Genomic DNA, 25,432 nt, shown 5'->3' on the forward strand with positions numbered 1-25,432 from the left:
TTTCTAGGTGCTAGAAAAAGCCAAATTGCAGCAATGTAGTTTGGCTTTTTTAGTTTAGAACTTATGATTATTCCTAGAACCTAGAGTATTTAGATGTATAGCCGTCCATTGACTTTTGTGCTTAAAATAATCACAATAGCGACCTATTTTCAAGGTGCTTGTGGTTACTTTTCAAGGTTGTTGATTAAGTAAAGCAAGATAATCGGGAAGTTGGTGGCGTTTATAGGATATAAACGAAGTCCAACACTGCCCCCGCAACGGTGATACATACTTTTAGCTAAATTTATTAGCGAGTTATGTTAAGTCCGGAGACCGGCCTTGAAGTCAATTTACTATCACTTGTGCGGTGGGCGCGGGTCAGGGGATATCATGTTAAACAAATCTACTCTAGGCGTAGCAATTGCCGCTGCGTTGTCTTTTTCTGTGTCTGCAGAGCAATCAATAGAACGCCTGACGGTAACAGCTAATAAATTTGAACAATCAATTACTGATGTACTTGCCAGTGTAACTGTTATTGAGCGCAGTGATATTGAAAAAAATAACTATCGAGACTTACCATCAATACTAAGCAACATTGCAGGTGTTGATATTGTACGCAACGGTGGCTTTGGTCAAAAGGCTGATGTATTTGTTCGTGGCGCCACGGCAAAGTATACCTTGGTGCTGGTTGATGGCGTGCGTGTCAGTGATGCAAGTTCTGGTAGCGTATCATTAACCAATATACCGGTTAACAGCATTGAGCGAGTTGAGATTGTAAAAGGTGCGAGAGCTGCAATTTATGGTTCTGATGCTGTCGCTGGTGTTATCAATATAATTACTCGTCAAGCAACTAATAATACACTATCTGCTACGTTGGGTACTGATAGCTATGAAAACTACCAGTTAGCAGGCGGGATTGTAAAAGATGCCGTTACTTTTCATTATAACTTAGGCTATGAAAATACTGACGGCTATGATGTAACAGGTAAAGATCCATCACAGCCAGTAACAAAAGATCATGATGACGACGGTTATACCAATAAAAATATTGGTTTTAACTTAGCATATAAAACTGAAAATGCCGGTGTATTTAGTTTGCTAAGCCAGTATAGCAAAGGCCAAGGCGAGTATGACAACGCTTACGGCAATGACGCATATGACTTTGAAAACTACACCGCTAAATTAGGCTGGAAAAAAGCTCTGAGATTTATACACAAAGTGCCTCTGTGAGTACTTCTCAAGAAGAAAATATTCAAACAGGTACCGAAGATCAGCAGATTTACAGTACAGAGCGAGTTGAATTTGAATACAGTGGTTTATATACACTAACTAATACGGTTGATATTACCGGTGGTGTTAATTTTTTGAATGAAGACTTATCAGGCTCTTCGGCAAAATCATCTGAAGAACAGCGTGATAACACAGCACTCTTCGTTGGCGTATTTTATTATGATGATACTTGGTTAGGAAATGCAGTAGTAAGAACCGATGATTATGATTTTCATGGTCGTGCAAATACTTACACAACAGGCTTAGGCTATCGAGCAAATAAATACATAACACTACGCTTAAGTCATGGTACAGCCTTTAGAGCACCATCATTGATCAATGCATTTGTTACAGATAGTCAATGGTATATACCTAACAATGATATAAAACCGGAAGAGTCTGTTAATAATGAATTTGGTATCACCTTAGATACTAAATGGGGTCGTTATGATATTGCTATTTTTGATAATAAGATCGATAACTTAATTGAGAATAAAATAGTTGCTGGAACGAGTAAGTATATGGCGACTAATGTCGAAAAAGTATCTATGCAAGGTATTGAATTATCAGCCGAGTTTGAAGGTTTGGGCTTTCAACATAATGTTAATTTGAGCTTATTAGATGCCAAAGATGAAACAACCAATACGGATTTACCGCGTAGACCATCTGAAATGTTTAATTATGCGCTTGGTAAAAGCTGGGGCGATTTTGATGCTAATATAGCAATGCAATATCGTTCGTCGCGTCCTTCAATCTATGATACAGAGTTAGCTTCTTTCACGGTATTTAATTTATCAGTAAATTATCAAGTAATGGATGAGTTATCATTGCAAGCTCGCATTGAAAATATTACTGATAAAGAATATTTTGCGGCTAGTATAAGGGCTGCTGCTAACGGTGAACTGCTAGGCTACAATGCTGCAGGGCGACAATTTTTTGCTGGCGCAAGTTACCAGTTCTGATCTCGTTCTAGCTTAAATAAAAAAGCCCGACACTTTTGTTTGTCGGGCTTTTTTATATTTAGATGAAAATGCTTATTTAGCACTTTGCTTAGTTTACTAAAAACTGTTTATAGTCTTTCTCAAACTTTTTCAGCTTAGGTGCTATCAATAAACTGCAATAGCGTTGCTCAGGGTTTTCGTTGTAGTAGTCTTGGTGATACTGCTCTGCTGGGTAGTAAGTGGTTGCAGGGCTAACTTCAGTGACGATATCTTCGCATATTTGGCTTTGTAATTTTGCAATATATTGATTAGTTTGCGCTTGCTGCTCGCTATCATGATAATAAATCACACTTCGATATTGGGTGCCTATATCATTACCTTGGCGGTTTAGCTGAGTGGCATCATGCAGGGTAAAAACATCGCCAGTAAGGTCTCATAGCTTATCTGGCTACTGTCAAACTTAATCTGTACAACCTCTGCGTGGCCGGTGAGGCCAGTGCAAATTTGTTTATACGTAGGCTCAGTTGTTTCGCCGCCAGTATAGCCAGAGCTTACTTGTAAAACGCCTTTCACGCGCCTAAACGCGGCATCAATACACCAAAAGCAGCCACCACCAAATGTTGCAGTTTCATTTGTTATACTCATTTAGTTGTTCCTTAAAGCTGTTAAATTACACGGATTATCTAGCGTAACAGAAGAACGAGCAAGGAGGTTTATTATTTCATTTAATTACGGCAGGGAAGTGAAAAGTAGCGTTGCTGTAGGTTTGCAACGCTACGATGAGATTAAAGTTCTTTTAGCGGCCTTTCAGCTTCTTGTTGGTTGAGCTTTTGTTGTAAAAACTCAGGAGACTGAGTATTGCGAGCCAGTGCATAGTACGCCGCAGGAACAACAAATAGCGTAAGTATGGTTGCGACAATAACACCAGTAAACACCACTACACCAATTACCATACGGCTCTCTGCACCAGGGCCTGAGGCTAGCACTAGTGGCACCGCACTCATTACCGTAGTCAAAGAGGTCATAATAATTGGTCGCAATCTTTGGGTTGCTGCTTGTAAAATAGCTTCACTAAACTCTACGCCTTTATCGCGCAATTGATTGGTAAATTCGACAATCAATATACCGTTCTTAGCACTAAGACCAATCAGCATTACAATGCCTATTTGGCTGTAAATGTTTATGGTTAGTCCTGCAACCCATAAACCAAACATTGCGCCCATCAAACCCAGTGGCACAGTGAGCATGATCACAAAGGGGTGCATAAAGCTTTCAAACTGAGCGGCTAAAACTAAGAAGGTAACAGTAAGCGCTAGAATGAAAACATACGTCATCGCTGAGGCACCTTCATAATATAATTGCGATTCACCTTTATAATCAATGGCGCCATCAATTTCGTTTTCTTCCATTGCCACTTTATTTAAAAAGTTAAGCGCTTCTTCAAGGGTATAACCATCGGCGAGGTTAGCGCTCAAAGTAATAGCACGCATTCGGTTGTAACGATTTAGCCTTGATGCAGTGGCTTCTTCTTTTAAGCTAATTAAGCTATCTAGAGGAACCAGTTCATCACTGCGTGATTTTAGGCAAATATTTGATATATCGGTAGGATCAGCAAAGTCAGCTTTAGTGCCTTTTAAGATCACATCGTACTCTTCACCACGGTCAATAAAGGTGGTAACACGGCGTTGGCCTAACATGGTTTCAAGGGTGCGGCCAACATCCGAAACTGAAATCCCTAAATCCGCCGCTTTGTTTTTATCGATACTGATCAAAAACTGCGGGAAGGTTTCTTTGTAGTCATGGTCAATACGCACCAGTCCTGGGTTTTTCTCTGCACGTTCAATGATCCGGTCTCGCCAATCAGCTAATTGTGCATAATCATTACCTTGCAGGACAAACTCAATGGGCCGTGATGAGCCACCGCCACCAATACCACGGCGCATAATAGCAAACGCGCGCACATCGGTGACTTCAGTCATTTTTGCACTGATCTCATCCATTACTTCCCAAGTTGAACGTTTACGTTCATCCCAGTCTGCCATACCAACAATTGCCACACCACCGCTGCCACCCCAGCCAGGAACGCGTACCAGCACTCGACTTAGTTCGCCCGCTTCGGAATAAGGCATTAAACGTTCTTCAATTTTTGCCATGTTGGCGGCGTTATTTTCATAACTTGCCCCTTCAGGGCCACTCATCATGATAAAGAAAGTACCACGGTCTTCTTTTGGCGTAAGTTCTGAAGGAATTTGTTGGAACAGTAAATAACTAACAAAACCAGCCAGCAGTAGGGTGATTGTTAAACCACCTGAACGCGTCATATTTGAGCGTAAAGAGTTTTTATAACTTTGCTCAATCTTACTAAAGATACGGTCCATCCATTGGCTGAATTTACTCTCTTTTGAGGATGGTTTAAGTACTAATGAACACAACGCTGGCGAGAGTGTTAATGCGGTAATGCTTGAGAAGAATACCGCGGCGCTCACGGCCATCGCAAACTCGGTAAATAATGCGCCGATACGGCCATCCATAAATACCAAGGGGACAAACACCGAGATCAGCACTAAGGTGGTGGCAATAATTGCAAAGCCAACCTCACGGGCGCCACGATAAGCGGCTAGTAGGGCGAGGTTCGCCCAGTTCGATACGCCGGTGAATGTTTTCTAGCATTACAATCGCGTCATCAACAACCAAGCCAATTGCTAGCACCAGCGCCAGTAGTGTCAATAAGTTAATTGAGTAACCCATCGCCAATAAGAACATAAAGCTACCGACCAGCGCAACTGGGACTGTTACCGCTGGGATCAAGGTGGCGCGAATGTTCCCTAAAAATAAGAAGATAATTAATACCACCAAGGCCATAGAAATAGCCAAGGTTCTGTAAACCTCGTTAATTGATTCTTTAATGAATATTGACGAGTCGTAGCTGTCTTGAATAGTTGTGCCTTCTGGCAGGTTGCGTTTGATTTTTTCAAGTTCAGCACGGGCATTATCAACCACGGTAAGTGTATTCGCTTTAGCTTGTTTAACAATACCAAGGCCAACCATATTGCGGCCATTACCTCGGAATAAGCTTTCATCGTCAGCGGCTTCTAATTTTACATCAGCGACTTCACCAAGACGAACTAAGTAACCATCGTCGCCACGTTTAATTACTAGGTTTTGAAAATCACGCTGCTCTTTGTAACTACGCGCTGTTCGAACTGTAAAGTCACGGTCGATAGATTCTATCTCACCTGCAGGTAGCTCAACATTTTCAGTTCGTAGGGTGTTTTCTATGTCACTACTGGTTATGCCACGAGCAGCCATTGCTTGGCGGTTGAGCCAAATTTTCATGGCATATTTACGTTCACCACCAACACGTACATTGGAAACACCATCTACCACAGCTAAACGGTCGACAATAAAGCGCTGTGCATAATCAGACAGTTGCAATGAATCCATTGTGTCGCTATTGAGTAAAAACCATGCAATAGGGCTTTCATCACTGTTAGATTTAGATACTTCTGGCGGGCGTACTTGCTCAGGTAGACTATCAAGTGTGCGCGCTACACGTTCACGGACATCGTTTGATGCTGCATCAATATCACGGCTGATATTAAACTCAATGGTAATATTTGAGCGGCCATTTCTACTTGATGAATTAATGCTTTTAATGCCTTCAATACCGGAAATACGGTTTTCCAGCACTTGGGTAATTTTTGTTTCAATGATCTCGGCTGACGCTCCCGTATATTCAGTGCTTACACTGACTATGGGTGATTCAATATCAGGATATTCGCGCAGCGGTAACATCGAAAAAGCCACTAAGCCAAAGGTTAGTAACAGTAGGTTAATTACAATTGCAAAAACGGGACGTTTGACACTGGTATCAGTAATTTTCACAGTTTACCCCTTCACAGTAACTTTGCTGCCTGAGCGAATTTTAATAATTCCTTCAGTAACAATTTGTTGCCCATTACTAATACCCTCATCAATGGCAACCCAACCATTGTGACGACCTGCAACGTGAACCTCTACTTTAGTGGCTATTCCGTCTTCAATTTGAAAAACATAATGTTTATCTTGTTGTGGGATCACCGCTTTCTCTGGCACCATCATCGCTTGATTCGAGCTAAGTTGTAACGCGGTCTTGAGCAACATGCCAGGGCGTAATAAACCACTTTTATTCGCGAAGCTTGCTGTGACTTCAACACTGCGGGTGATTGAATCAATCCGAGCACTAACGTGCGTTACTTTACCGGTGAAGGTTTTTTCAGGGTAAGCATCATTTTGGGTCATTACTTTCATGCCAACGTTTAATTGCGCAAGGTATTTTTCTGGGACTTTAAAATCGACTTTAATAATGCTTATATCATCTAAGCTTGTAATAATTGTGCTGTTATTTACATAAGCACCTACTGAGATCTGACGCTTACCTAAAATACCTGAAAAAGGCGCGATAATAGTCATTTCAGATAATTTTGTTTTGGCGTTTTCAAGCTGAGCTTCGGTTGCATCAACGCGAGAAAGTTGCTCTTCGAGTAATGACTTTGCAGTTGCTTGTGAGCGAGAAAGCTCTGTTAAGCGTTCAAGTTGACGTTTTTCTTCGCGTAAGTTGATTGCCAGCTCTTTAACAGTGAGCTCTTCTTGCTGCGATTGCAATTGTACGAGCTTTTGACCTTTACTGACTAAATCACCGTCTTTGAAATAAATGTCAGTTACGTAATCATTTTGTGCGCTTTGTATATAAATTGCTTGATTAGCGCGGGCACTGCCGATAGCCTCAATGAGGACAGCATTTTCTTCACTTGCAACAGTGTGAGCGGTTACTTGCGTTGCATTAACTGTGAAGTCAGATTGCTCACCTTGGCTGCTTGGTAAATAAAGATAAACACATAGCCCCAAAAGTAGAGTAATAATAAATGGAAAGAGCGCTTTGCCAGATTGCTTTGCATACATTGTTAAAAATACCGGAGAATTAATTGCCTCTAGTGTACAAAATTACAGCGTGAATTGGCGGCCGCGTATCTCATAAATCTGTCGGTTAGGCGTAAAAGTTCAGTTGTTTTTCATTTTGTTCCCATTTTATGTTGGTGTGTGAGAGAGTTATGAAGTTAACTAGCAAATGTCCGCGTTGTATGAAAATACGTAAATTGATAATTTGGGCTATAATTATGTACGCTTTTTATATTGTTTTTTATCGTTATGGTTAAACGCAAAAACGCTGTTTTGAAATTGCGTGCGCAAGGTGCGCGCAATGGTATCGAAACTCTCACTGTCGGTGCGGTTGGGCTTTTATTTATAATGCTAGTTAATTTACTGCGGCCCGACGAAATTAGCATTTTCGAAATTTTCTTGGTGAGTTTATGTTTGGCTGCCATTTTTGTTGGTTTTTTAAAAACCCAAGAGCCATTTTACAGTTTAGTTATTACAGAAAAGGAGCTTACTTACCAGCATAAGTATGGCTGCTGGTGTGTTAAGCAAGAAAATCTAAATTACAGTGGTATTCCTAAAGTAGAACAAGAACTTGAGCAACTTGAGTTAAATGCTGTAGGTATCAAACTTAACGACACCGATGAATTTTTATTACAACTAGGACCAAGAATTGCAGGTAAATTATTGATCGAACAACGACATTTATTTATGCAAGTAATTCAAAAACATTGCAAAAATGGCAATTGCCCATCAGAATGGTTAGTTGAGGATAATCATTACACTTCTGTGAATGGTCGCAGTTTTAATGGCCTTATAGCCATGTTTGCTAATAGAATGCGACATCTACGACAATTAACAGGATATGACTTACTGTTACCAGCAAGTGTATTGGATAGAAGTATTTGGGATTTTAGCCACAGCTTAAATGCATGGCGGAATAACCCAGTAGTATTTATTGAATCTCAATTAGAGAGTAAGACGCCTGAAAATAGGCGTTAGTTAGTAGGATGAAGCGATGAGTCAAGATAGATCTTTTATTAAAAGTGGCAGAAATACCATAATCCATAAAGATAAAAAACTCGATTTAGTGATCGTGAATTCTGAAGTGCACCCAAAAATAAAGGTAACTCAACATGGTTTAGAACCATTCAAAGAAGAGTTGCCAAAAAACCGTCGTGAAGCTAAAGAACGCTATTTAGAAATGGTCTATGTTGGCAGTGTAGACGTATTTGGTGAAGAGAAGCGTTTACTGTTTATTCAGGCGTTAGATGGCCGTGAGTATAAGATAGATTATAGTAAAATAGGCACAAAGCTATTTGTCCGTATTCACCAAGATAGCTATTTATAACATCCTCTCTTTTGTATCTGGCATTGTTGTTGCCTAATTTATTGATTGGCGTGGCTATTAACATTAAGGCTATGTAATTTCAGTTTTAAATGAGGAATCAGTGCATGAAATCCCCCTTGATAGTTTTACCGTTATTAGCTGTATTGACAGCATGCGGTGGCGGCAACGATAATCCCGTGGTTGCAGCATCCGTTTTTGCTGGCGATGATCAGCGCATTATTGAAAAAAGTGAATTTACTATTGAAGCCAAAGGTTCGCCTGTTGATGGTACTTTTACGTGGCAGCGAGTAAGTGGACCAATTATTGACAGTTTCCCCTTGATGGTGCACTACAAACAATTACCGCCCCCGATATTAAAGCAAACAGCGAATTATTATTGCGTGTTAGTTATCAAACCACAGATGGTCAATTAGTAAGTGATGACTTACTGATCGAAATTGAGTCAAATAATCAGCTTCCTCAGGTTATTGTTACTCAAACTTCACCCGAAACACTGCCTTCTGATTATAAAGATACAATTACCTTAAGTGGTGCCAGCTCAGTTGATCCGGATGAAAATGGCCAAATTAATAGCTATAACTGGCAACAAATTGCAGGGCCAACGCTTGCTGTAGATAGTAATAGCAATGCAACAATTAGTTTCACTCATCCGTTACTTGATACCAACACGCAGATCACTTGGCTGTTAACAGTTGTCGATGATGAGGGGGAGAAGCAAGCACGCAATATTCACATACCTTAAATAAAACCAGCGATGTGATTATTGCCAATGCTGGTATTGATCAGAGTGCTATTGAGCTGGAAAAAGTGACCTTAGATGCTACAGGTTCAGAAACAGTAACAGACACCTTTAAATGCTATTGGCAACAAATATCTGGCAATGCAATACTTGATAATCAGCAACAATGCATTACCTCTTTTACTGCACCAGCGACCGAAGCGGTTAACACGCATACCTTTGAAGTAACCGTGACTGATAGCAAAGGGCGCACAGATACAGACACCGTCAATATCGTGGTTAAATCAAAACCGCTTGGTTTGCTCAATGATACCGGTATGGATAAATGTTACAACAACACCCAAGAAATAGCCTGTACGAGCCCTGACTTTCCTCGCCAAGATGCTGTTTTGGGTCGTGACAGCGTCGCAACTACACATATAGAAAAAGTCGGTAAAGGTGAATTGGCTTTTGATTTTACTAAATTAAATGAGTTCGCAGATGAACTGAGTGATTCTGCAAACAACTTTAGTTGTATTCGCGATAACGTAACGGGTTTGATTTGGGAAGTAAAAAGCCCTAATACAGGCACTTTGCCAAATACGGCGTTGCGTGAAGGTCAAAATCACTACACATGGTATTTAAATAGTGGCGATGGCGTACAAACGGGGAGTGTACAAGGGACACCGAATAGTACTTGCCCAAGTAGTAGTAACTGTAATTTGCAGGTGTATATTAATGCCGTCAATACACTCGATTATTGTGGTGGTACCAACTGGCGAGTGCCTACTTACACAGAGTTATTAACGCTACTTAATTATGGCAAGCATGGACAATCAATATTGCTTGATGAGAATTATTTTCCTAATACGCCTAATAGCAACTTATTAGAGGATGGACTAATTTATTGGACCTCACAAACTTCGGCCGATGGTACCAGTTTATCGCAAGCGTATGTTTTTGATATGAGTAACGGCAATGATCTGGCTTATCCAAAAGGTAATACCGCCTTTGTGCGCTTGGTTAGAACTGCAGGAGCATCGCAATGAAATCATTATTAGTTGGCTTACTGCTACTTAGTCCTGCCGTGATGGCTGTGCAGACTTGCTACACTGGTGTGGCCGAAACAACACCCGCAACCCGTTTTACAGTTAGTGTTGATGGCACCGTTAGCGACAGTGTAACCGAAGCTAATGTGGCAAACCTGTAGTTATGGACAAGGTTATGATGTTGCCACCAACAGCTGTATTAATAGTGCTGTAAAAGTAAATTGGCAAGAGGCGCTAAGAGCCGCAGTGAATGACCGAACAGGTGCATATACAGATTGGCAAGTACCTAATAATAAAGAGCTTGCTAGTATTTTAGAGCACAGCTGTGTTACCCCAAGTATTAATCAGTCTGTATTTTTAGGTAATAAAAGTGAAAACTATTGGACAAATACTTCAGGTATTGCCGATAAAACTTCAGCTTGGGTATACACCTTTGACAGAGGCCTTAACAGTTTGCACGATAAAACCTCATTTGTGTACCTACGTCTAGTACGTTATGAAAAGTAGCTAGCTTAGTTAATTGAAATACTGCTGCAATATCTCTAACCGCGCTTGTTCTAGCGCGGTTTTTATTGCTGCGCCCTTAATGCCTTGCGTAATAAATTGCTGCGGGTTAATTGCTTTAGCTGCTTTGGTTGCTGTTAATAATTTTTGATTAGCCAGTGATGCTGCTTGGTTAATCTCAACGGCTTTAAGAACTGCCTCGAACCGTTCAGGGCGGCGCCATAAATCGAGTTGATTGCAGCAACGGAGTAGTTGCTGTGCGGTGATTGTTTGGCTACTTAAGGTTGCTTGGTGGGCATTAAGTTGTAATGCCAAATCGCGTACGTCATTTGGTAAACGAATAGTTTGACTGAGAATTTTAATCTCTTCTTGCGTCAATGATGCAGTGGCTTGTGCAAACAATAATGCCTGATCGGTTATATTTTGGCTTTGTGCGTAAGCGTAACGGTTTTTTAGTTGTTGATATAACTCATCGCTCCAGTTACCTGCTAAGGCAGGGCTGATTGCACTAAGCGCGCCTAACTGCGCTAAAATATTCAAAAACTCAGCAAATGCGCCATCCGTTAATGATTTTTCACATTCTAGCCAAATGCGTTCTGCGGTGAGTGTTTGTAACTCACCTTGGTTGATCATCTGTGTTAGCAATTGCTGGGTTTCTTCGGCAATCGTAAAACCAAGATAATGATAACGAGCTGCAAAACGGGCAACGCGTAATATACGTAGTGGATCTTCGCTAAATGCGTCAGATACATGGCGCAAAATGCGGTTGTCTAAATCTTGCTTGCCGCCATAAGGATCAATTAAGTTGCCATCTTGTGCTTTTGCAATAGCGTTAACGGTTAAATCGCGGCGGCGTAAGTCGTCTTCTAAGGTAACATCTGCTGAAAACTCGCAGACAAAGCCCGTGTAACCTTGGCCTTGTTTTCGCTCGGTACGAGCTAGTGCGTATTCTTCTTTAGTTTTTGGGTGTAAAAAAACGGGAAAGTCTTTACCAACTTGTTGATAGCCTTGTTTGATCAGTTGCTCAGGAGTTGCACCGACCACCACATAATCGCGCTCTTTGATGATTCGCCCTAATAGCTCATCACGAACTGCTCCACCGACCAAATAAACTTGCATAATTTCCCCTGAATATTAACTGTGCAAACTATTTTACGTTATTTAGCTAATAAAACGCTAACAAGGTTTTCACTTACGCTGTTTTTTTGCCATTATAGGCCGTGATTTAATCAGTAAGGAAATTTAGGGTGTATTTAAGCTATTTTGGCTTGTCAGAGAAACCGTTTTCAATCGCGCCAAATCCACAGTACTTATTTTTAAGCGAACGCCATAAAGAGGCGTTGGCGCATTTAACTTATGGCTTAGGTGAAGCCGGTGGGTTTGTATTGTTAACCGGTGAGGTGGGAACAGGGAAAACGACCTTAACCCGCAGTTTGCAAGAGCAGTTACCTGAAAACACGCAAGTGGCGTTAATCCATAATCCAGCACTGTCACAATTGGAACTGTTAGCGAGTATTTGCGATGAGTTTCATATTGTTTATGACGAGCAAAATGCGACGTTAAAAACCTTAACTGATGCAATTAAAAAGCATCTTGAAGCAAATCATCAAGCTGGTGGCCACACTATTTTGATTATTGATGAAGCTCAGCTTTTAGCCCCTGACGTACTAGAACAGCTTCGTTTATTAACTAACATAGAAACAAATCATAAAAAATTACTACAAATAGTATTGGTTGGTCAGCCAGAATTACAGGCTTTATTAAAGCGTAATGAGTTGCGTCAGTTAGCGCAGCGGATCACTGCTCGTTATCATTTACTACCGTTAACTGAAGGACAAACTTTTGCTTACGTTAAACATCGTTTGTATGTTGCAGGTTGTGATCGGGGACTATTCTCAAATGATGCGTTAAAAACGATTCACTTAGTTACTGCAGGTATTCCGCGTTTAGTAAATTTATTATGTGAACGCTGTTTAATGGGAGCTTTTTCTAAGCAGCTAACGATGATTGATAGTGATATAGTAATGCGCTCAGCACAAGAAGCGTTACCGCCGAGTGCATTAAGTAGCGTTAGCATAGAGCAGCAGTCGTCGTTTAATTGGCTCTATCCGTTGGCATTTTTAACTGTGCTCAGTCTGGGTATTGGTTTGTCGTTCATTCTTTAATTAATGGTCATATATGTCGTATTTATTAGATGCCTTAAAACAATCAGAACAACATGATGAAGCGTCAGCACATGACAGAAACGCTGAGCAATTAAAACAGCAGCAAGAACTACAGCGTTATCGTTTTATTGCGATTTCGCTTGGCTTGTTGGTTGCTTTTTTACTGACCTTGATGGCAGGGTTTTCAATTGGTAAATGGTTACAAAAAAATCATTTAAATACCCCTGAACAAATGGTAACGAGTGTTCAGGATCAATCAGTGGAGCCTGCTGATGACAAAACACCTGTGCCTGCCACAGTGAAGCCTGAGCAATCGATACCTGTGCAAACAAATCCAGTACAAACTAGCCCAGCGCAAGTTGCTAGCACGCAGCCGATGTCTCAGCCGCAATTTGTTCAACCTCAGCAATACCAACAAGCAACAGGGCAATATCAGTGGGTGCAAGTGCCAGTAAATACTGCACCAGCTTATCCGCAAGGTCAGCCAATACTGGTGCAAACACCTAATGGTTATCAGCAAGTATATGCAGCGCCTCAGCAGCAATATAATCCTAATGCAGTGCAAATGCAGCCAATGATTAACAATAGCGCTAGCAATATCGATATGAGTAAATACAAAGTATTGGGGAAGCCTCTTGGCGAACCGACTAGTGAGAAATCAAAGCCGGTTGCAACGGTAAGCGATGAAGAACTTGAAACTGTGCCAACGGCGCTTAAAAATGCCTTTGCTCGCGCTATCGAAGATACTCAAAGCACCCAATCTCATCAAGTAACGCAAGGCACTAAAAATTCATCTTATGCTGAGCCGATTGAGTTACTACCTGATGCTTTGTTGGCATTGATGCCAGAAATTAAATACCAAGCGCATATTTACTCATCATCACCTGATAAACGTTGGGTTAAGCTCAATAATCGGGAGTTGTATGAGGGGGATAGCATTGGGGACTTAAGAGTATTAGAGATCACTCCAGAGCAAACGGTGCTGAGCTTTGATGATTATGAATTTAGCTTAAAAGCGCTGCAAGATTGGCCCGAGTGAAGATTAGATAGCTACTTCGCGCAGGCCAATTTCGTTTTCGGCGATTATTACGGCAAAATTGAATTTTTGAAAAATCTAATTAAATCAATGTTGAAATCCGCTGGTTTAATGGCGGATTCTAACGAATCTTGAGTTCGGTTGTGCGCCAGATCTATATCTTGAACTTGTGTGTAGTGAGCGTGTTTTGCATTGTAAAAAGTTTTCACTTGAGGTTTAAGAGGGCTGCTAGGGTTGCTTTTGGTCACTAGGCCGACTTTTTGACTCGACAGTTTAACTAACGTGCCAACTGGATGAACGCCAATACACTGAATAAATTTAGTCAGTAACTCGCCATCAAAGCTATCTGGACAACCCTCTTTGAGTATTTTAAAGGCCTTGATTGGCTCCATGCCGGCCTTATAAACACGCTCTGCGGTAAGTGCGTCATAGACATCAACAATCGATGCCATACGCACGTACTGGCTTATTTCATCAGCTCGCTTGCCAAACGGGTAACCCGTGCCATCTAGTCGCTCATGATGAAAGCCTGCAATATCGACAGCAATGCCTTTAAGGCCCGCCAGTTCTAAAATTTCTTTACTAAAGCGCGCATGATCCTGAATCACTTTATATTCTTGATCGGTTAACTTACCTGGCTTATTAAGAATGTCATCCGGTATCTGAATTTTACCAATATCATGTAACAGCGCACCGGTGGCAAGTTCTTCAATAAGCGCTCGTTCAAAACCTAAGTGTTTGGCAAAAATACTGATTAAGATCGAGACGTTGATCGAGTGTTCTAGTAGGTAGGCGTCTTTTTCACGCATACGGGTGATGCATGCTAGGGCATCTTGATTACGAAATACCGAATCAATAAAGCCGCTAGCTAATTCTTTAAAGGGGGCAATATCTATAGTGTTACCGGCTTTTATATCGGTAAATGCTTTGCTTTGCAGTTGTTTTGCTTCGCTGTAGAGCTTAAATGCTTTGTCCATCTCTTGCTCAACACTGTGTGTTGTAGACCAAGGATCACGTTGTTTAGGCGGTTCAACCTTTATATCGTTTGTTGTGGCTGTAGGAGTGAGTTCAACGATGGTTTTATCAGGATCAATTTCGATTTCTAAGATACCGGCTTTTATAAGCTGCTGCACGCCTGCTTGCGTTTTTACCCAACCTTGGTTTTTGATTTTAATTTTACCAGTTTGTTTAGTTACGCTATGCACAAACATACCTGGCATAAGCTGATCGATTGGGATAATTTTCAATGTGTTTACTTCATAATAAATAACGTACTACAAAACTAGCAAACTTTTTACTGGATAAGTAGTAAAAAGGGCGCTAATTAGCGCCCTTTGTTAATATCTACTTAAACTCTACTCGTCATCTTCAACTAAAGTCATTAGTGATGTATTACCGCCCGAAGCAGTTGTATCAATACTTATGGTCTTTTCTGTTACTAAGCGTTTGATTAGCGTGTCGTAGTACTCAGCACTGATCACTGGCAAGATAGCTCCTTTACGTTGTGCCAGCTGTTGACTGGAAGTAACCTAAGCGCGATGAGCGCGCTGCAACAACAGCACCTGCTAAATGAGGGTGCGCCAAAATAGCTTGTAACTGATTCGGCTTAGCTACTTGGAATACCCCTTCAGCAATACCAGTTGAGATAAATTTATCTTTAAAGGCTACCGCTTCGTCATAGAATAACTCAGATGCTACGGTGATCACGGTATTACCAGCAGCAAGAGCTGTGATGATCGAAATAGCCCAGAAGTTAAACGAGGTACTCTTATCTGCATAACAAACCACACAACCACGCGCTTCAAGGTGAAGGGTGTTTGATTCACCTGTTGGCCTAGGCAAAGTAGTAAACTTACGCATGTGCTTTTCAAGGCGATTAAGCTGGGCACGTGCATCGGCAAGTGTTAATGCTAAATCGTCGGCTAGTTCATCGATAATATCGACTGTGGCAACTTTAGCTAATAGCTGACGTACCGCTGAAACACGATCGTTCAGTGGTGTTGCGCGCCAAATTTTTTCATCGCGCATTGAATTTGCCATTAACTTCTCGACTTGCTCAGCAGCACCTGAATAGTGGTGAGTGTCAAGCTCGTCTGGCGTCAAGTTAGTCATTTGTACGTTTTCAGGCGATGCTTTTTCTTTAACTAAACGAGTTAAGTAGTTAGGGCCACCTGCTTTAGGTCCGGTGCCAGATAAACCACGACCACCAAACGGTTGTACGCCAACAATCGCGCCAATCATATTACGGTTAACGTAGACGTTCCCGGCACGCGACATTTTTGCTAAGTATTCACAACGCTCTTCGATGCGTGAATGGATACCCATGGTTAAACCAAACCCAGTGTTATTTATTTGGTCAATCACGTTATCAAGTTCTGTGCCTTTAAAGCGAATGATATGCACACATGGGCCAAATACTTCACGTTTCAGTACAGATAGATCTTTGATTTCATATAAACGTGGCGCAAAGAAATACGCTCCGTTTTCGCTGTTATCTGGAATATCACACTCATAATGCAGTGTTGCGTTGCCTTTTAAGTACTCAACGTGTTCGTTTAAGTTCTTCAAGGCTTTTTCATCAATTACAGGGCCGATATCGGTTGATAGTAATGATGGATCGCCAATGTGTAGCTCTTTTAACGCGCCTTTGATCATTTCAATTACGCTATCTGCGATATCTTCTTGAATGAACAATACACGCAGTGCAGAACAGCGTTGACCAGCACTTTGGAAACCAGAGCTGATCACATCGTCAACGACTTGCTCTGGCAGTGCTGTTGAATCTACGATCATACAGTTCTGACCGCCTGTTTCGGCAATCAACGGTACTTGAAGATCATTACGTGCAGCAAGTGTTTGAGAAATGATGGTACCGGTCTCAGTAGAGCCTGTGAACATAACCGCTTGAATGCGTTCATCAGGAACAATGGTTTTTCCTACTTCACTACCACGTGCGATAACAGGCTGTACCACATGCTCTGGTAAACCAACAGATAACATAAGCTCAATAGTACGCAGTGCAATATAGCTAGTTTGTTCAGCTGGCTTTGCAATAACAGTGTTACCAGTTACGATTGCTGCAGCAACTTGACCTAAGAAGATTGCTAGTGGGAAGTTCCATGGGCTGATACATAAAATCACACCACGGGCTTCAAAACGCTCATCTTCACTTAGCTCTTCGGCGCGAGCAGCGTAGTAGCGACAAAAATCAACCGCTTCACGTACTTCGTCAATACCATCTTGTGCTACTTTGCCGGCTTCTTTGATACAGATAGCCACAAGTTCGTCGTGATGACGTTCTAGAATATCAGCAATGCGGCGTAATAGGTTTGCGCGCTCTTTAACTGGCGTTTGTGACCACGACTCAAAGGCGGTTTCTGCATTGCTTAGTAGAGTGAGCATATCATCGCTATTTTGTAGCTTGATATGACCGATAATCTCTTGATGATTGGCTGGGTTTTTAACTGCAATTGAACCTTCAGGAATATCGCTTTCACTAATACGGTGCTCTGCAAACCAGTTATCAAGATTTTCCTTGAATGGCGTGATCACATTGATATCGGTTAAATCCATACCTTTTGAGTTAGCACGTTCAGCGCCGTATAAATCAATTGGCATCTTAATTTGCGTGTTGTACTTGTTACGCAAACCTTGCAGTGTTTCTACCGGATCCGGTAATAACGATTCAACAGGTTTAGTGGTATCAACAATGGCGTTAACAAACGATGAGTTAGCACCGTTTTCAAGTAAACGACGCACTAAATAAGCCAATAAATCTTCGTGCTGACCTACAGGGGCATAAACACGACACTGAATTTTTTCTTCAGTTACGATTTGGTCGAATAATGATTCACCCATACCGTGCAGGCGTTGGAATTCAAAACCTTGGTTATCACCTTTAGCAACTTCTAAAATTGTTGCCGCAGTGTAGGCATTGTGGGTTGCAAACTGTGGATAAAGTACATCACGTGCTTCTAGCATTTTGATAGCACATGCTTTGTAAGATACGTCGGTTGTTGCCTTACGAGTAAATACTGGGAAGTGCTCTAAACCATCTTGTTGTGTGGTTTTGATTTCGGTATCCCAGTAGGCACCTTTAACTAAACGCACCATCATTTTACGACCAACACGGCTGGCAAGCTCAGTTAACCATTCAATCACAAAAATTGCGCGTTTTTGATACGCTTGCACAGCTAAACCAAAACCATGCCAACCAGCTAGGTCATCATCACTAAATACTGCTTCGATTACATCAAGTGAAATATCAAGGCGATCAGCTTCTTCAGCATCAACAGTAAAGCCAATATCGTAGCTTTTAGCTGCCATGGCCAGCTCTTTAAGCTTAGGCACAATTTCGTTCATGACACGTTCTTTATGAGTGAACTCATAACGAGGATGGATCGCAGACAGTTTCACTGAAATACCAGGGCTCTTAATTGGGCCACGGCCATTTGCCGCTTTACCAATAGCATGAATCGCATTCATATAGCTATTAAAGTAACGCTGTGCATCTTTCATGGTGCGAGCGCCTTCGCCAAGCATATCGTATGAATATACATAGCCTTTTTGCTCTTTTTCTGCTGCGCGTTCGATGGCTTCGTTAATTGTACGACCCATAACAAACTGCTTACCCATGATCTTCATGGCAAAGTTTACTGACTTACGAATAACCGGCTCGCCTAAACGACCAATGGTTTTTTTCAGTACACCAAACTGCTGTTCTTTGGTTTTATCAGTGTAGTTAACCATTTTACCGGTCACTAATAGACCCCAAGATGACGCATTAACGAATAGTGAGTCGCTGCTGCCTAAGTGAGAGCTCCAGTCGCCTTTGGCTAACTTATCGCGAATTAGCGTGTCTTGAGTGGCTTTATCTGGCACGCGAAGCAATGCTTCAGCTAAGCACATCAATACCACACCTTCTTCACTAGAGAGTGAGAACTCATTAAGTAGCGCATCAACACCGCTTTGACCATCTTGATCGCGACGAATAGTGTGAACTATCTGGCGAGCACGTTCCCAAGCACGGCTGCGAGCTTTTACGCCTACTTCAGCAAGCGGTAAAATATGATCAATTACAGCATTTTCGTCAATGCGATAAAAGTCACGGATTTTTTGTCTGATTGGACACGTTGTTGTCAAATCGCCGTCAAATAACATAAGCAACCCTCTGGTGTATGGAGTCTTGCAGCTAAAAATTTCGCTGCCCGATTTTTATGTACGTAATGCGTGCATTCTAATTAAAATCCAGCAGAATATGCTGGTTAAATTTAGCGTTTTACGATAATTTACAGGGCATACTTTAAACTTATCCGCATAAAATTCTGTTATGACAAGTCCGAATAGATTACGCATGCTCGATCGTATCGATTTAGCAATTTTAGACGTTCTGCAAAAAAACGGCAGAATTTCTAATGTTAACCTCGCAAAGCAGGTTAACTTAAGTCCCAGCCCGTGTCTTGATCGAGTAAAACGGCTTGAACAAGAAGGTTATATCGAAGGTTACTTTGCCAAGTTGAGCGAAGCCAAACTTAATCAAAGCTTAGTCGCGCATGTGCAAGTGTCGTTAGTGACGTCAAATACTGCGGTATTTAAAGTGTTCCGTGAACATATTTTAAAAATCAAGCAAGTTGTTGAGTGCGACATGGTTGCTGGTGGCTATGATTACCTATTAAAGATTCGGGTTTCGGATATGGATGAATACCGTCAAGTGCTTGGTGATTTAGTCGATATACCGGAGTTGGTACGCACCACACTTATATGGTGATCGAAAAAATTAAACAAGACACTGGGCTCAGACTCGATACTTAAATTTAAACTCGCTGCTACCAATACGTGAGGCGCGGGTTTACCCCACGCAATTAGATTAAAGTTCTTTCAGAGATTAATTCACCACCGAGAAGAAATAAGTGATTTTTACTTTGGTTTCTCTGTGTAGCGCGTAGCGCCTCTGTGCCCTCAGTGGTAAATAATGGGCTTTATCGCGAGGTAAACTCGCAGCTACCAATGCGTAGGCGCGGGTTTACCCCGCGCAATAGATTCAAGTTCTGTCAGTGATTAATTCACCACCGAGAACACAGAGTTCACAGAGAAGAAATAAGTGATTTTTTACTTTGGTTTTTCTGTGTAGCGCGCAGCGCCTTTGTGCCCTCGGTGGTTAAATAGGTTTGTTTGTGTAAAGGTATAAACAGTCGCGAGGTAAACTCGCTGCTACCAATACGTAGGCGCGGGTTTACCCCACGCATTAAAAAAGCACCCAAGGGTGCTTTTTTAATATCAAATATAGTGGTTATCGATTAAGCCCAGCCGTCGTAACGTTTACGGCGCGATAATACGATAGTCAAAATAATACCTAAAAATAGACCTATGAAGGCAATTGCTCCGCCATAAGTTAGTAGCTGACGTTTTTCTTTTGCACCGGCTTGTTGTTTTTCAGTGCGTTCAACTTCTAAGGTACTTTTTAATTTAGTAATCTGCTCTGATAGAGCACTATTTTGGTCAGTTAAAGTTTGGCTTTGCTCTTGCAGCTGCGGCAATTCAATTTGTGCTTGACGAAGTTGCTCTTGCATTGATGCCATTTCAGCACTGAGCGTGCGATATTGTTGGTGAATACCAGGAGTTTTAGAAACAAATTTAGCTTCTACCCAGCCTTCTCGTTCTTTATCATCAATAACTTTAACAAAGCCATTTTCTTCAGCAGATAGCTGGGTTAATTTTGTACCAGCATCAACAGAGCCAACAATGCGGTAATTTTTACTCGCGCCAGAGTGCATAAATGTATAAAGATTATCGACTATATAAGCGGTGTTTGCATCGCTAGCTGAATTGCTTTCTTCTGCGTGACTCATAAATGCGGCCGCCGCGAATAGCAAAGCTAATAAAGAATGTTTAAACATCAATCTACCCCTGTTAATGTAACCGTCTGTGGGACAGCAATCGTATTATTCATAGTTAAGTATTGAGATAGTATGGATTTAGCGCCCTAATAGCAAGACTGATATTGTAATCATGGCAGCTGTTTCATGATTCAAATAAGCTAAAAAATTTGCAATGTTGAGCAGCTTTGTTTATTTTGAGCTCTTATTTATTTTAAAGGTAATCCTCAAGCCTAATGGATACTGAGATAGAACTGAAGTTTTTGGTGTCAGACGCCGTAATCCCACTGATCCCCGCGTTAATTACTCAATTTGCAAAAACGGTTACTAATAAACCTTCGCGTAGTTTACAAAATGCTTATTTTGACACGCCAAGCCGTGAATTAAGAGCGCTCGATATCGGTTTTCGTACCCGCTGTGCTGATAATCAATGTGAGCAAACTATCAAGCTTGCTGGAGAAGTTATGGGCGGGTTGCATCAACGACCTGAATATAATTTACCGCTGGAAAGTAGCCGACCAAATATAACTGCATTTGATGCCAGTATTTGGCCGCATGGTATGCAAACAAGTGCAATTTCCGCTAATCTTTATCCTATTTTTAGTACTAACTTTATTCGTCGTACTTGGCTTATTGAAACCGACAGTGGCGCTAAAATTGAGGTCGTGTTAGATAAAGGCGAAGTATCTGCATCGGGTTTGATGGAGCCAATTTGTGAGCTTGAAATTGAACTGGTTGAAGGCAGCCGCGATGAATTATTTGCTTTAGCTGATAAGTTAGTGAGTCAAAGTAATATTCGTTTAGGGTTATATTCTAAAGCGGCTCGTGGTTATCGCCTTGCGGATGAAAAACCACTTAAGCCAAGTAAATCAATTGGCTTTGTATCGTTACCTAAATATGCAACACAAGAGCAAGCACTTATAGCCGCAATTGGCTTTGGTATTCGTTTTGTACAAAAACATGAACAGTGTTATTTCGATAAACCGAGTTTAAAAACTCTGAAACGAGTGACCGATGGTATTAGTTTAATCCGTCATACGTTCTGGTTGTTTGACGATATTGTTGATAAAAGCACCACCGAGCTATTACGCACCGAGCTAAAATGGCTGTTAAGTGAGTTAGCATGGGTTGAAAACGCGATTCAACTAAAAACATATACTTCTAAGCGCCACGCATACTATAAAAAAATCAACAGTGCACCTGAGTTAACGCAAGTTATTAATGACTTAAAAGAGCTACAGCCAAGTATTGATGATATTAATCGGTTGTTTCATAGCGCTCGCTATAACCGCTTATTATTGTCTTTAACCACCTGGCTGGTGGATAAGCAATGGCGTAAAAGTTGGGGACAAGTACAGTTTCAAGCAGCTGAAAAACCAGTCGCTGAGATTGCTAATCGATTATTTGAAAAAGATTGGCAAGACCTTCATCAATTACTTCCAGAACAAAAAACACTGACAGTTAAGGATTACTTGGATTTACGCATGCGTTTAGAAAACAGCTTACTCAGTGGTAACTGTTTAGGTTCGTTATTTGAAAAAGATGAACGCAGTGAGTTTCGTATTCCATGGTTAGATATTTCACACGGCATGTACGAGCTCAGCACGCTTGAGTATCTAAAGCAGTTATGTGCAGGACAAGATGATGAAGAGCTGGCAAAAATTCAAAGCTGGCTTGAAAGAAAGTCTGAATTCTTGGTCGACGCAATGGAACAAAGCCGCTTAGCTTCATATAAAATATCACCTTACTGGCAGTAATCGCCTTTAAGCCAGTACATAGGGAATACACATGGTACGGCGGGTTTTATTACTAATGCTGCTCTTTAGTGCCGATGCGCTCAGTGATGTTCAGCATTGGCAACTCTGGAAACAGCATGATGGTGCAAGTGTGTACTACAAAAAACATGACAATGGTATTTTTGAAGTGCAGGCTGAGATCACTATTGAAGGTGTCACGGCCAATGACTTTATGACATTGCTAAGTGATACTAACAGCGCGCCGTTATGGATTGATAATGTTACCCATGTGAAAGTGTTGGAACGACTAAGCCCCTCAGAAACTATTGTACATACCGAGTTTGAGTCGCCGTGGCCACTCGCTGATCGCGATATGGTTAGTTACTCATGCTACCAACAACTGAACGGCACCCAGACTAAGTTAACGATTACAGCAAAAACAGGGGAGCTTGCAAAGCGCCAAGCTGTGATCCGTATCATAGATCTAAAAGCACATTGGTTATTAACCCAGCATAGCAGTGAAGGGCAATCATTGTTAACCATAACATATGAAATATACGCCAACCCTGGTGGTGCAATTCCTTATTGGCTAAGCAATAAAGTGGGATTAAAAAGTGCGATGCATACCTTGCTTGCTCTTAAATTACGCTTAATCAATAAAACCTATCAAACAGATCAGCAAGTAAGCCAAGTTGGCAATTGTAGTCATACCAATAAACAATAGCGTATTAATGCTAACAATCGACATAATCTAGATGGCTAGTTAATTTCTTGTTACTGTTTTTTTATTAAATATTTATTACAAATAATTACAAAAATATTGTTACTGTAACTTAAATCGGTAATATTCCCGCTCTGGGAACATACTACTTTAAGGACAGTATAGTGTTAGCTTCATCACTTGCAGGCTCAAGCCGTTGGTTTTCATTTGTTAACGAAAGTTGGCGCATCGCTACATTATGGCTAGCGGGTGTTTTATTGTTTATGAGCTTTCGGATTTTCTTTTTAGTCTACTTTCATGACCGAATCACTGCACCAATAGATCTTGATGTCATTTTAAACACCTTAGAAACAGGATTTGCTTTTGACTCAGCAGCCAGTGGTGTGTGTTTTAGCATCCCCTTTTTATTAAATTGTATTTTACAGCCGATGCGCTTAGGTCATTGGGTAAGAATGGTGCGTAACTTTACAGGTAAACTCTTTTTTGTAGTCGCTATTTTACTCTGTATAACTAGTATTACGTATATTTCAGAGTACGGCAGTCAATTCAATTATTTTATGTTTGAAGGGTTGCACGATGATCAGCAAGCAATTGCTTTAACCGTGATTGAACAATATCGGCCATGGGGAAGTTTACTGGGGTTATTTACACTGTTAGTGGTTGCATTTAAGTTATGTCATCGCGTTGATAAGCAGTCGAATAGCTTTTTACAACGCATTTTTACTGACTGTAAATGGAAGCGTACGTTGTTAATTAGCATCATAGTGGTGTTATTTATCTGTGCTATTCGAGGTTCTTTTGAGTCACGTCCGGCTTCACGGAAGTGGTCTGCGGTAACGCCGGACCCATTTATTAATAATTTAGTGATCAATCCATTTCGCAGCTTTTTATATGCCATTAAAGATTACAACGATCTACAAAGTCATGGCGTAGACGGCGAAAATCCATATTTAAATCATAACTCAGTGCTTGATGTCTTACCTTTAAACGCATTGAGTCAATATACTACAGCACCTTTGTTAGCTGCACCGTCACACGTGTTCGTGATTGTTATGGAAAGCTATGATTCTTGGCCGTTACAACAGAAGTATGCTTCGCTTAATTTAACCAATCAGTTAAAAAATCTAGCTAGTAAAGGTATTTACCTAGATAACGTTTTACCTGCAGCTAGCAGTACTATGAATTCGCTATCCAGTATTGTATCTGGGATCCCTTATGCAGGGGTTAATATGAGTTTGATTGGGCCACAAAAACCAAGCAGCAAGTTATCGTTATTTAATCAATTAGAGCATTTAGGGTACACCAGCCAGTTTTTTTATGGTGGTTTATTATCATGGCAGAATGTCGGTGAGTACGTTCTATCTCAAGGTGCTGATAAGGTCTATTCAGCTACCGATGCTGGCGGTAAAGGTAGTGCAGGAGTCTGGGGCATTGATGATGGTCAGTTATTTGATTTAGTGGCAGAAAAAACCACACAGAAAAGTTTTAATGTGATTCTCTCTGGTAGTTATCATGGACCGTTTAATCTCGATTTAGACAAATATAACTACCCTTATAAGTCGGTTGCAGATTACCTTGCAGAGATAAATAGATTAGAAGGGGAGTTATTAGATCCGTATGTATTAGGGCACTTGTGGTATGCAGATAAAATGCTGGGTGAGTTTGTGGCTAAGATGGAGCAACGCTATCCAGATGCATTATTTGTCATTACAGGGGATCATTATAGTCGTCGTAACTTTCACAAGCGTCCAAATTTATATGAGTTAACCCATGTGCCGATGGTGATTTATGGCAAAGGTGTTAGCGCAGATTTAGTGCCAGCACAACAAGTGGCAAGCCATATGGATATCGCTCCAACATTATTAGATTTAATTGCGCCAGCAAATACTCAGTTTTATAGCATGGGACAATCATTATTTAATGCAGCGCCAGATCGAAGGGTATTTGGTTTTCAAACAATACGTCACAATGAGCAGCTTTGGCGTGGTGATTTATCGGCACTTTATGAGTATTATAGGGTCAATGAGCGGGATAAAACTCAGCTTTTACCGACAACACCATCGCAATTTGTTGAAATTGATGCACAGACAGAGCAAGCATATACCCAGTATATGGCGACAGCTTGGCAGTTATTAACTCAAGGCATGGATTAAGGTAATGGTTTTACCCATCAC

The 25,432-nt window shown here is 41.1% G+C and carries 11 protein-coding genes, 7 pseudogenes and 1 riboswitch; of the genes and pseudogenes, 11 read left to right on the forward strand and 7 right to left on the reverse strand.

Annotated features, from left to right (window positions below; all coding sequences use genetic code 11):
- The first annotated feature begins 157 nt into the window (after positions 1-157).
- Positions 158-335: riboswitch (cobalamin riboswitch) on the forward strand.
- Between the two features lie 34 nt (positions 336-369).
- Positions 370-2,210: pseudogene (locus tag P4S61_RS11615) on the forward strand (TonB-dependent receptor domain-containing protein).
- An 88-nt stretch (positions 2,211-2,298) separates the two neighbouring features.
- On the opposite strand, the pseudogene msrA reads toward P4S61_RS11615, so the two are convergent.
- From msrA to P4S61_RS11630, 3 genes and pseudogenes are all read right to left on the reverse strand, one after another.
- Positions 2,299-2,834 (reverse strand): annotated as a pseudogene (gene msrA / locus P4S61_RS11620) (peptide-methionine (S)-S-oxide reductase MsrA).
- A gap of 140 nt (positions 2,835-2,974) precedes the next feature.
- Positions 2,975-6,074, reverse strand: a pseudogene (locus P4S61_RS11625) (efflux RND transporter permease subunit).
- 3 nt (positions 6,075-6,077) lie between these two features.
- Positions 6,078-7,130 (reverse strand): efflux RND transporter periplasmic adaptor subunit, encoded by a 1,053-nt coding sequence (locus tag P4S61_RS11630; RefSeq protein WP_182758409.1) that lies wholly within the window; start codon positions 7,128-7,130, stop codon positions 6,078-6,080.
- Between the two features lie 246 nt (positions 7,131-7,376).
- On the opposite strand from P4S61_RS11630, the gene P4S61_RS11635 reads away from it, so the two are divergent.
- The 4 genes and pseudogenes from P4S61_RS11635 to P4S61_RS11650 all read left to right on the forward strand — a co-directional run bounded on the left by P4S61_RS11635 (position 7,377) and on the right by P4S61_RS11650 (position 10,728).
- Positions 7,377-8,105 carry a DUF2982 domain-containing protein gene (locus P4S61_RS11635; protein WP_145235154.1) on the forward strand — a complete coding sequence of 243 codons (729 nt, stop codon included), beginning with the start codon at positions 7,377-7,379 and terminating at the stop codon, positions 8,103-8,105.
- 16 nt (positions 8,106-8,121) lie between these two features.
- Complete coding sequence (locus P4S61_RS11640; RefSeq protein ID WP_145235156.1) at positions 8,122-8,454, forward strand: hypothetical protein; 333 nt, start codon at positions 8,122-8,124, stop codon at positions 8,452-8,454.
- Positions 8,455-8,558: 104 nt separating this feature from the next.
- Positions 8,559-10,221, forward strand: a pseudogene (locus tag P4S61_RS11645) (Lcl domain-containing protein).
- Positions 10,218-10,728 (forward strand): annotated as a pseudogene (locus P4S61_RS11650) (Lcl C-terminal domain-containing protein). Before P4S61_RS11645 ends, P4S61_RS11650 begins: the two co-directional pseudogenes overlap by 4 nt.
- A 9-nt stretch (positions 10,729-10,737) precedes the next feature.
- Here P4S61_RS11650 and P4S61_RS11655 read toward each other — a convergent pair.
- Entirely contained in the window at positions 10,738-11,844 is a 1,107-nt protein-coding gene (locus P4S61_RS11655; RefSeq protein WP_145235163.1) for a tRNA nucleotidyltransferase, read from the reverse strand.
- A 128-nt stretch (positions 11,845-11,972) separates the two neighbouring features.
- On the opposite strand from P4S61_RS11655, the gene P4S61_RS11660 reads away from it, so the two are divergent.
- Together P4S61_RS11660 and P4S61_RS11665 are read left to right on the forward strand one after the other, a co-directional pair.
- A complete protein-coding gene (locus P4S61_RS11660; RefSeq protein WP_145235164.1) occupies positions 11,973-12,890 on the forward strand; it encodes an ExeA family protein in 918 nt (305 codons plus the stop codon).
- 13 nt (positions 12,891-12,903) lie between these two features.
- Positions 12,904-13,929, forward strand: coding sequence for a general secretion pathway protein GspB (locus tag P4S61_RS11665; RefSeq protein WP_182778787.1), 1,026 nt, complete (start codon positions 12,904-12,906; stop codon positions 13,927-13,929).
- A 47-nt stretch (positions 13,930-13,976) separates the two neighbouring features.
- On the opposite strand, the gene P4S61_RS11670 is transcribed toward P4S61_RS11665, so the two are convergent.
- Positions 13,977-15,173: an HD-GYP domain-containing protein gene (locus P4S61_RS11670; RefSeq protein ID WP_337118301.1), complete on the reverse strand. Its 1,197-nt coding sequence runs from the start codon at positions 15,171-15,173 to the stop codon at positions 13,977-13,979.
- Positions 15,174-15,281: 108 nt separating this feature from the next.
- Positions 15,282-19,086, reverse strand: a pseudogene (gene putA, locus P4S61_RS11675) (bifunctional proline dehydrogenase/L-glutamate gamma-semialdehyde dehydrogenase PutA).
- A gap of 169 nt (positions 19,087-19,255) precedes the next feature.
- Here putA and P4S61_RS11680 point away from each other — a divergent pair.
- Positions 19,256-19,737: pseudogene (locus P4S61_RS11680) on the forward strand (winged helix-turn-helix transcriptional regulator).
- 485 nt (positions 19,738-20,222) lie between these two features.
- On the opposite strand, the gene P4S61_RS11685 reads toward P4S61_RS11680, so the two are convergent.
- Positions 20,223-20,822, reverse strand: a complete 600-nt coding sequence (locus P4S61_RS11685) for a TIGR04211 family SH3 domain-containing protein (protein ID WP_145235175.1) — start codon at positions 20,820-20,822, stop codon at positions 20,223-20,225.
- 215 nt (positions 20,823-21,037) lie between these two features.
- Between P4S61_RS11685 and P4S61_RS11690 the strand changes: the two genes are divergently transcribed.
- The 3 genes from P4S61_RS11690 (at position 21,038) to P4S61_RS11700 (ending at position 25,411) form a co-directional block, all read left to right on the forward strand.
- Complete coding sequence (locus P4S61_RS11690) at positions 21,038-22,558, forward strand: CYTH and CHAD domain-containing protein (RefSeq protein WP_337118302.1); 1,521 nt, start codon at positions 21,038-21,040, stop codon at positions 22,556-22,558.
- Positions 22,559-22,589: 31 nt separating this feature from the next.
- On the forward strand, positions 22,590-23,261 hold the full coding sequence (locus P4S61_RS11695) for an START domain-containing protein (protein ID WP_337118303.1): 672 nt from the start codon (positions 22,590-22,592) through the stop codon (positions 23,259-23,261).
- Positions 23,262-23,422: 161 nt separating this feature from the next.
- The gene (locus P4S61_RS11700; RefSeq protein WP_337118304.1) at positions 23,423-25,411 is read left to right on the forward strand and encodes an LTA synthase family protein; all 1,989 of its coding nucleotides are present in this window, start codon (positions 23,423-23,425) and stop codon (positions 25,409-25,411) included.
- Positions 25,412-25,432: the final 21 nt, after the last annotated feature.

The organism is Pseudoalteromonas sp. B160, assembly GCF_037162485.1.
In the GTDB taxonomy this organism is placed as follows: Bacteria; Pseudomonadota; Gammaproteobacteria; order Enterobacterales; family Alteromonadaceae; genus Pseudoalteromonas; species Pseudoalteromonas rhizosphaerae.

Excerpts from the sequence above, each read along its gene's own strand:
- P4S61_RS11630 (WP_182758409.1), bottom strand. The coding sequence starts at position 7,130 with ATGTATGCAAAGCAATCTGGCAAAGCGCTCTTTCCATTTATTATTACT.
- P4S61_RS11635 (WP_145235154.1), top strand. The coding sequence starts at position 7,377 with ATGGTTAAACGCAAAAACGCTGTTTTGAAATTGCGTGCGCAAGGTGCG.
- P4S61_RS11640 (WP_145235156.1), top strand. The coding sequence starts at position 8,122 with ATGAGTCAAGATAGATCTTTTATTAAAAGTGGCAGAAATACCATAATC.
- P4S61_RS11655 (WP_145235163.1), bottom strand. The coding sequence starts at position 11,844 with ATGCAAGTTTATTTGGTCGGTGGAGCAGTTCGTGATGAGCTATTAGGG.
- P4S61_RS11665 (WP_182778787.1), top strand. The coding sequence starts at position 12,904 with ATGTCGTATTTATTAGATGCCTTAAAACAATCAGAACAACATGATGAA.
- P4S61_RS11685 (WP_145235175.1), bottom strand. The coding sequence starts at position 20,822 with ATGTTTAAACATTCTTTATTAGCTTTGCTATTCGCGGCGGCCGCATTT.
- P4S61_RS11690 (WP_337118302.1), top strand. The coding sequence starts at position 21,038 with ATGGATACTGAGATAGAACTGAAGTTTTTGGTGTCAGACGCCGTAATC.
- P4S61_RS11695 (WP_337118303.1), top strand. The coding sequence starts at position 22,590 with ATGGTACGGCGGGTTTTATTACTAATGCTGCTCTTTAGTGCCGATGCG.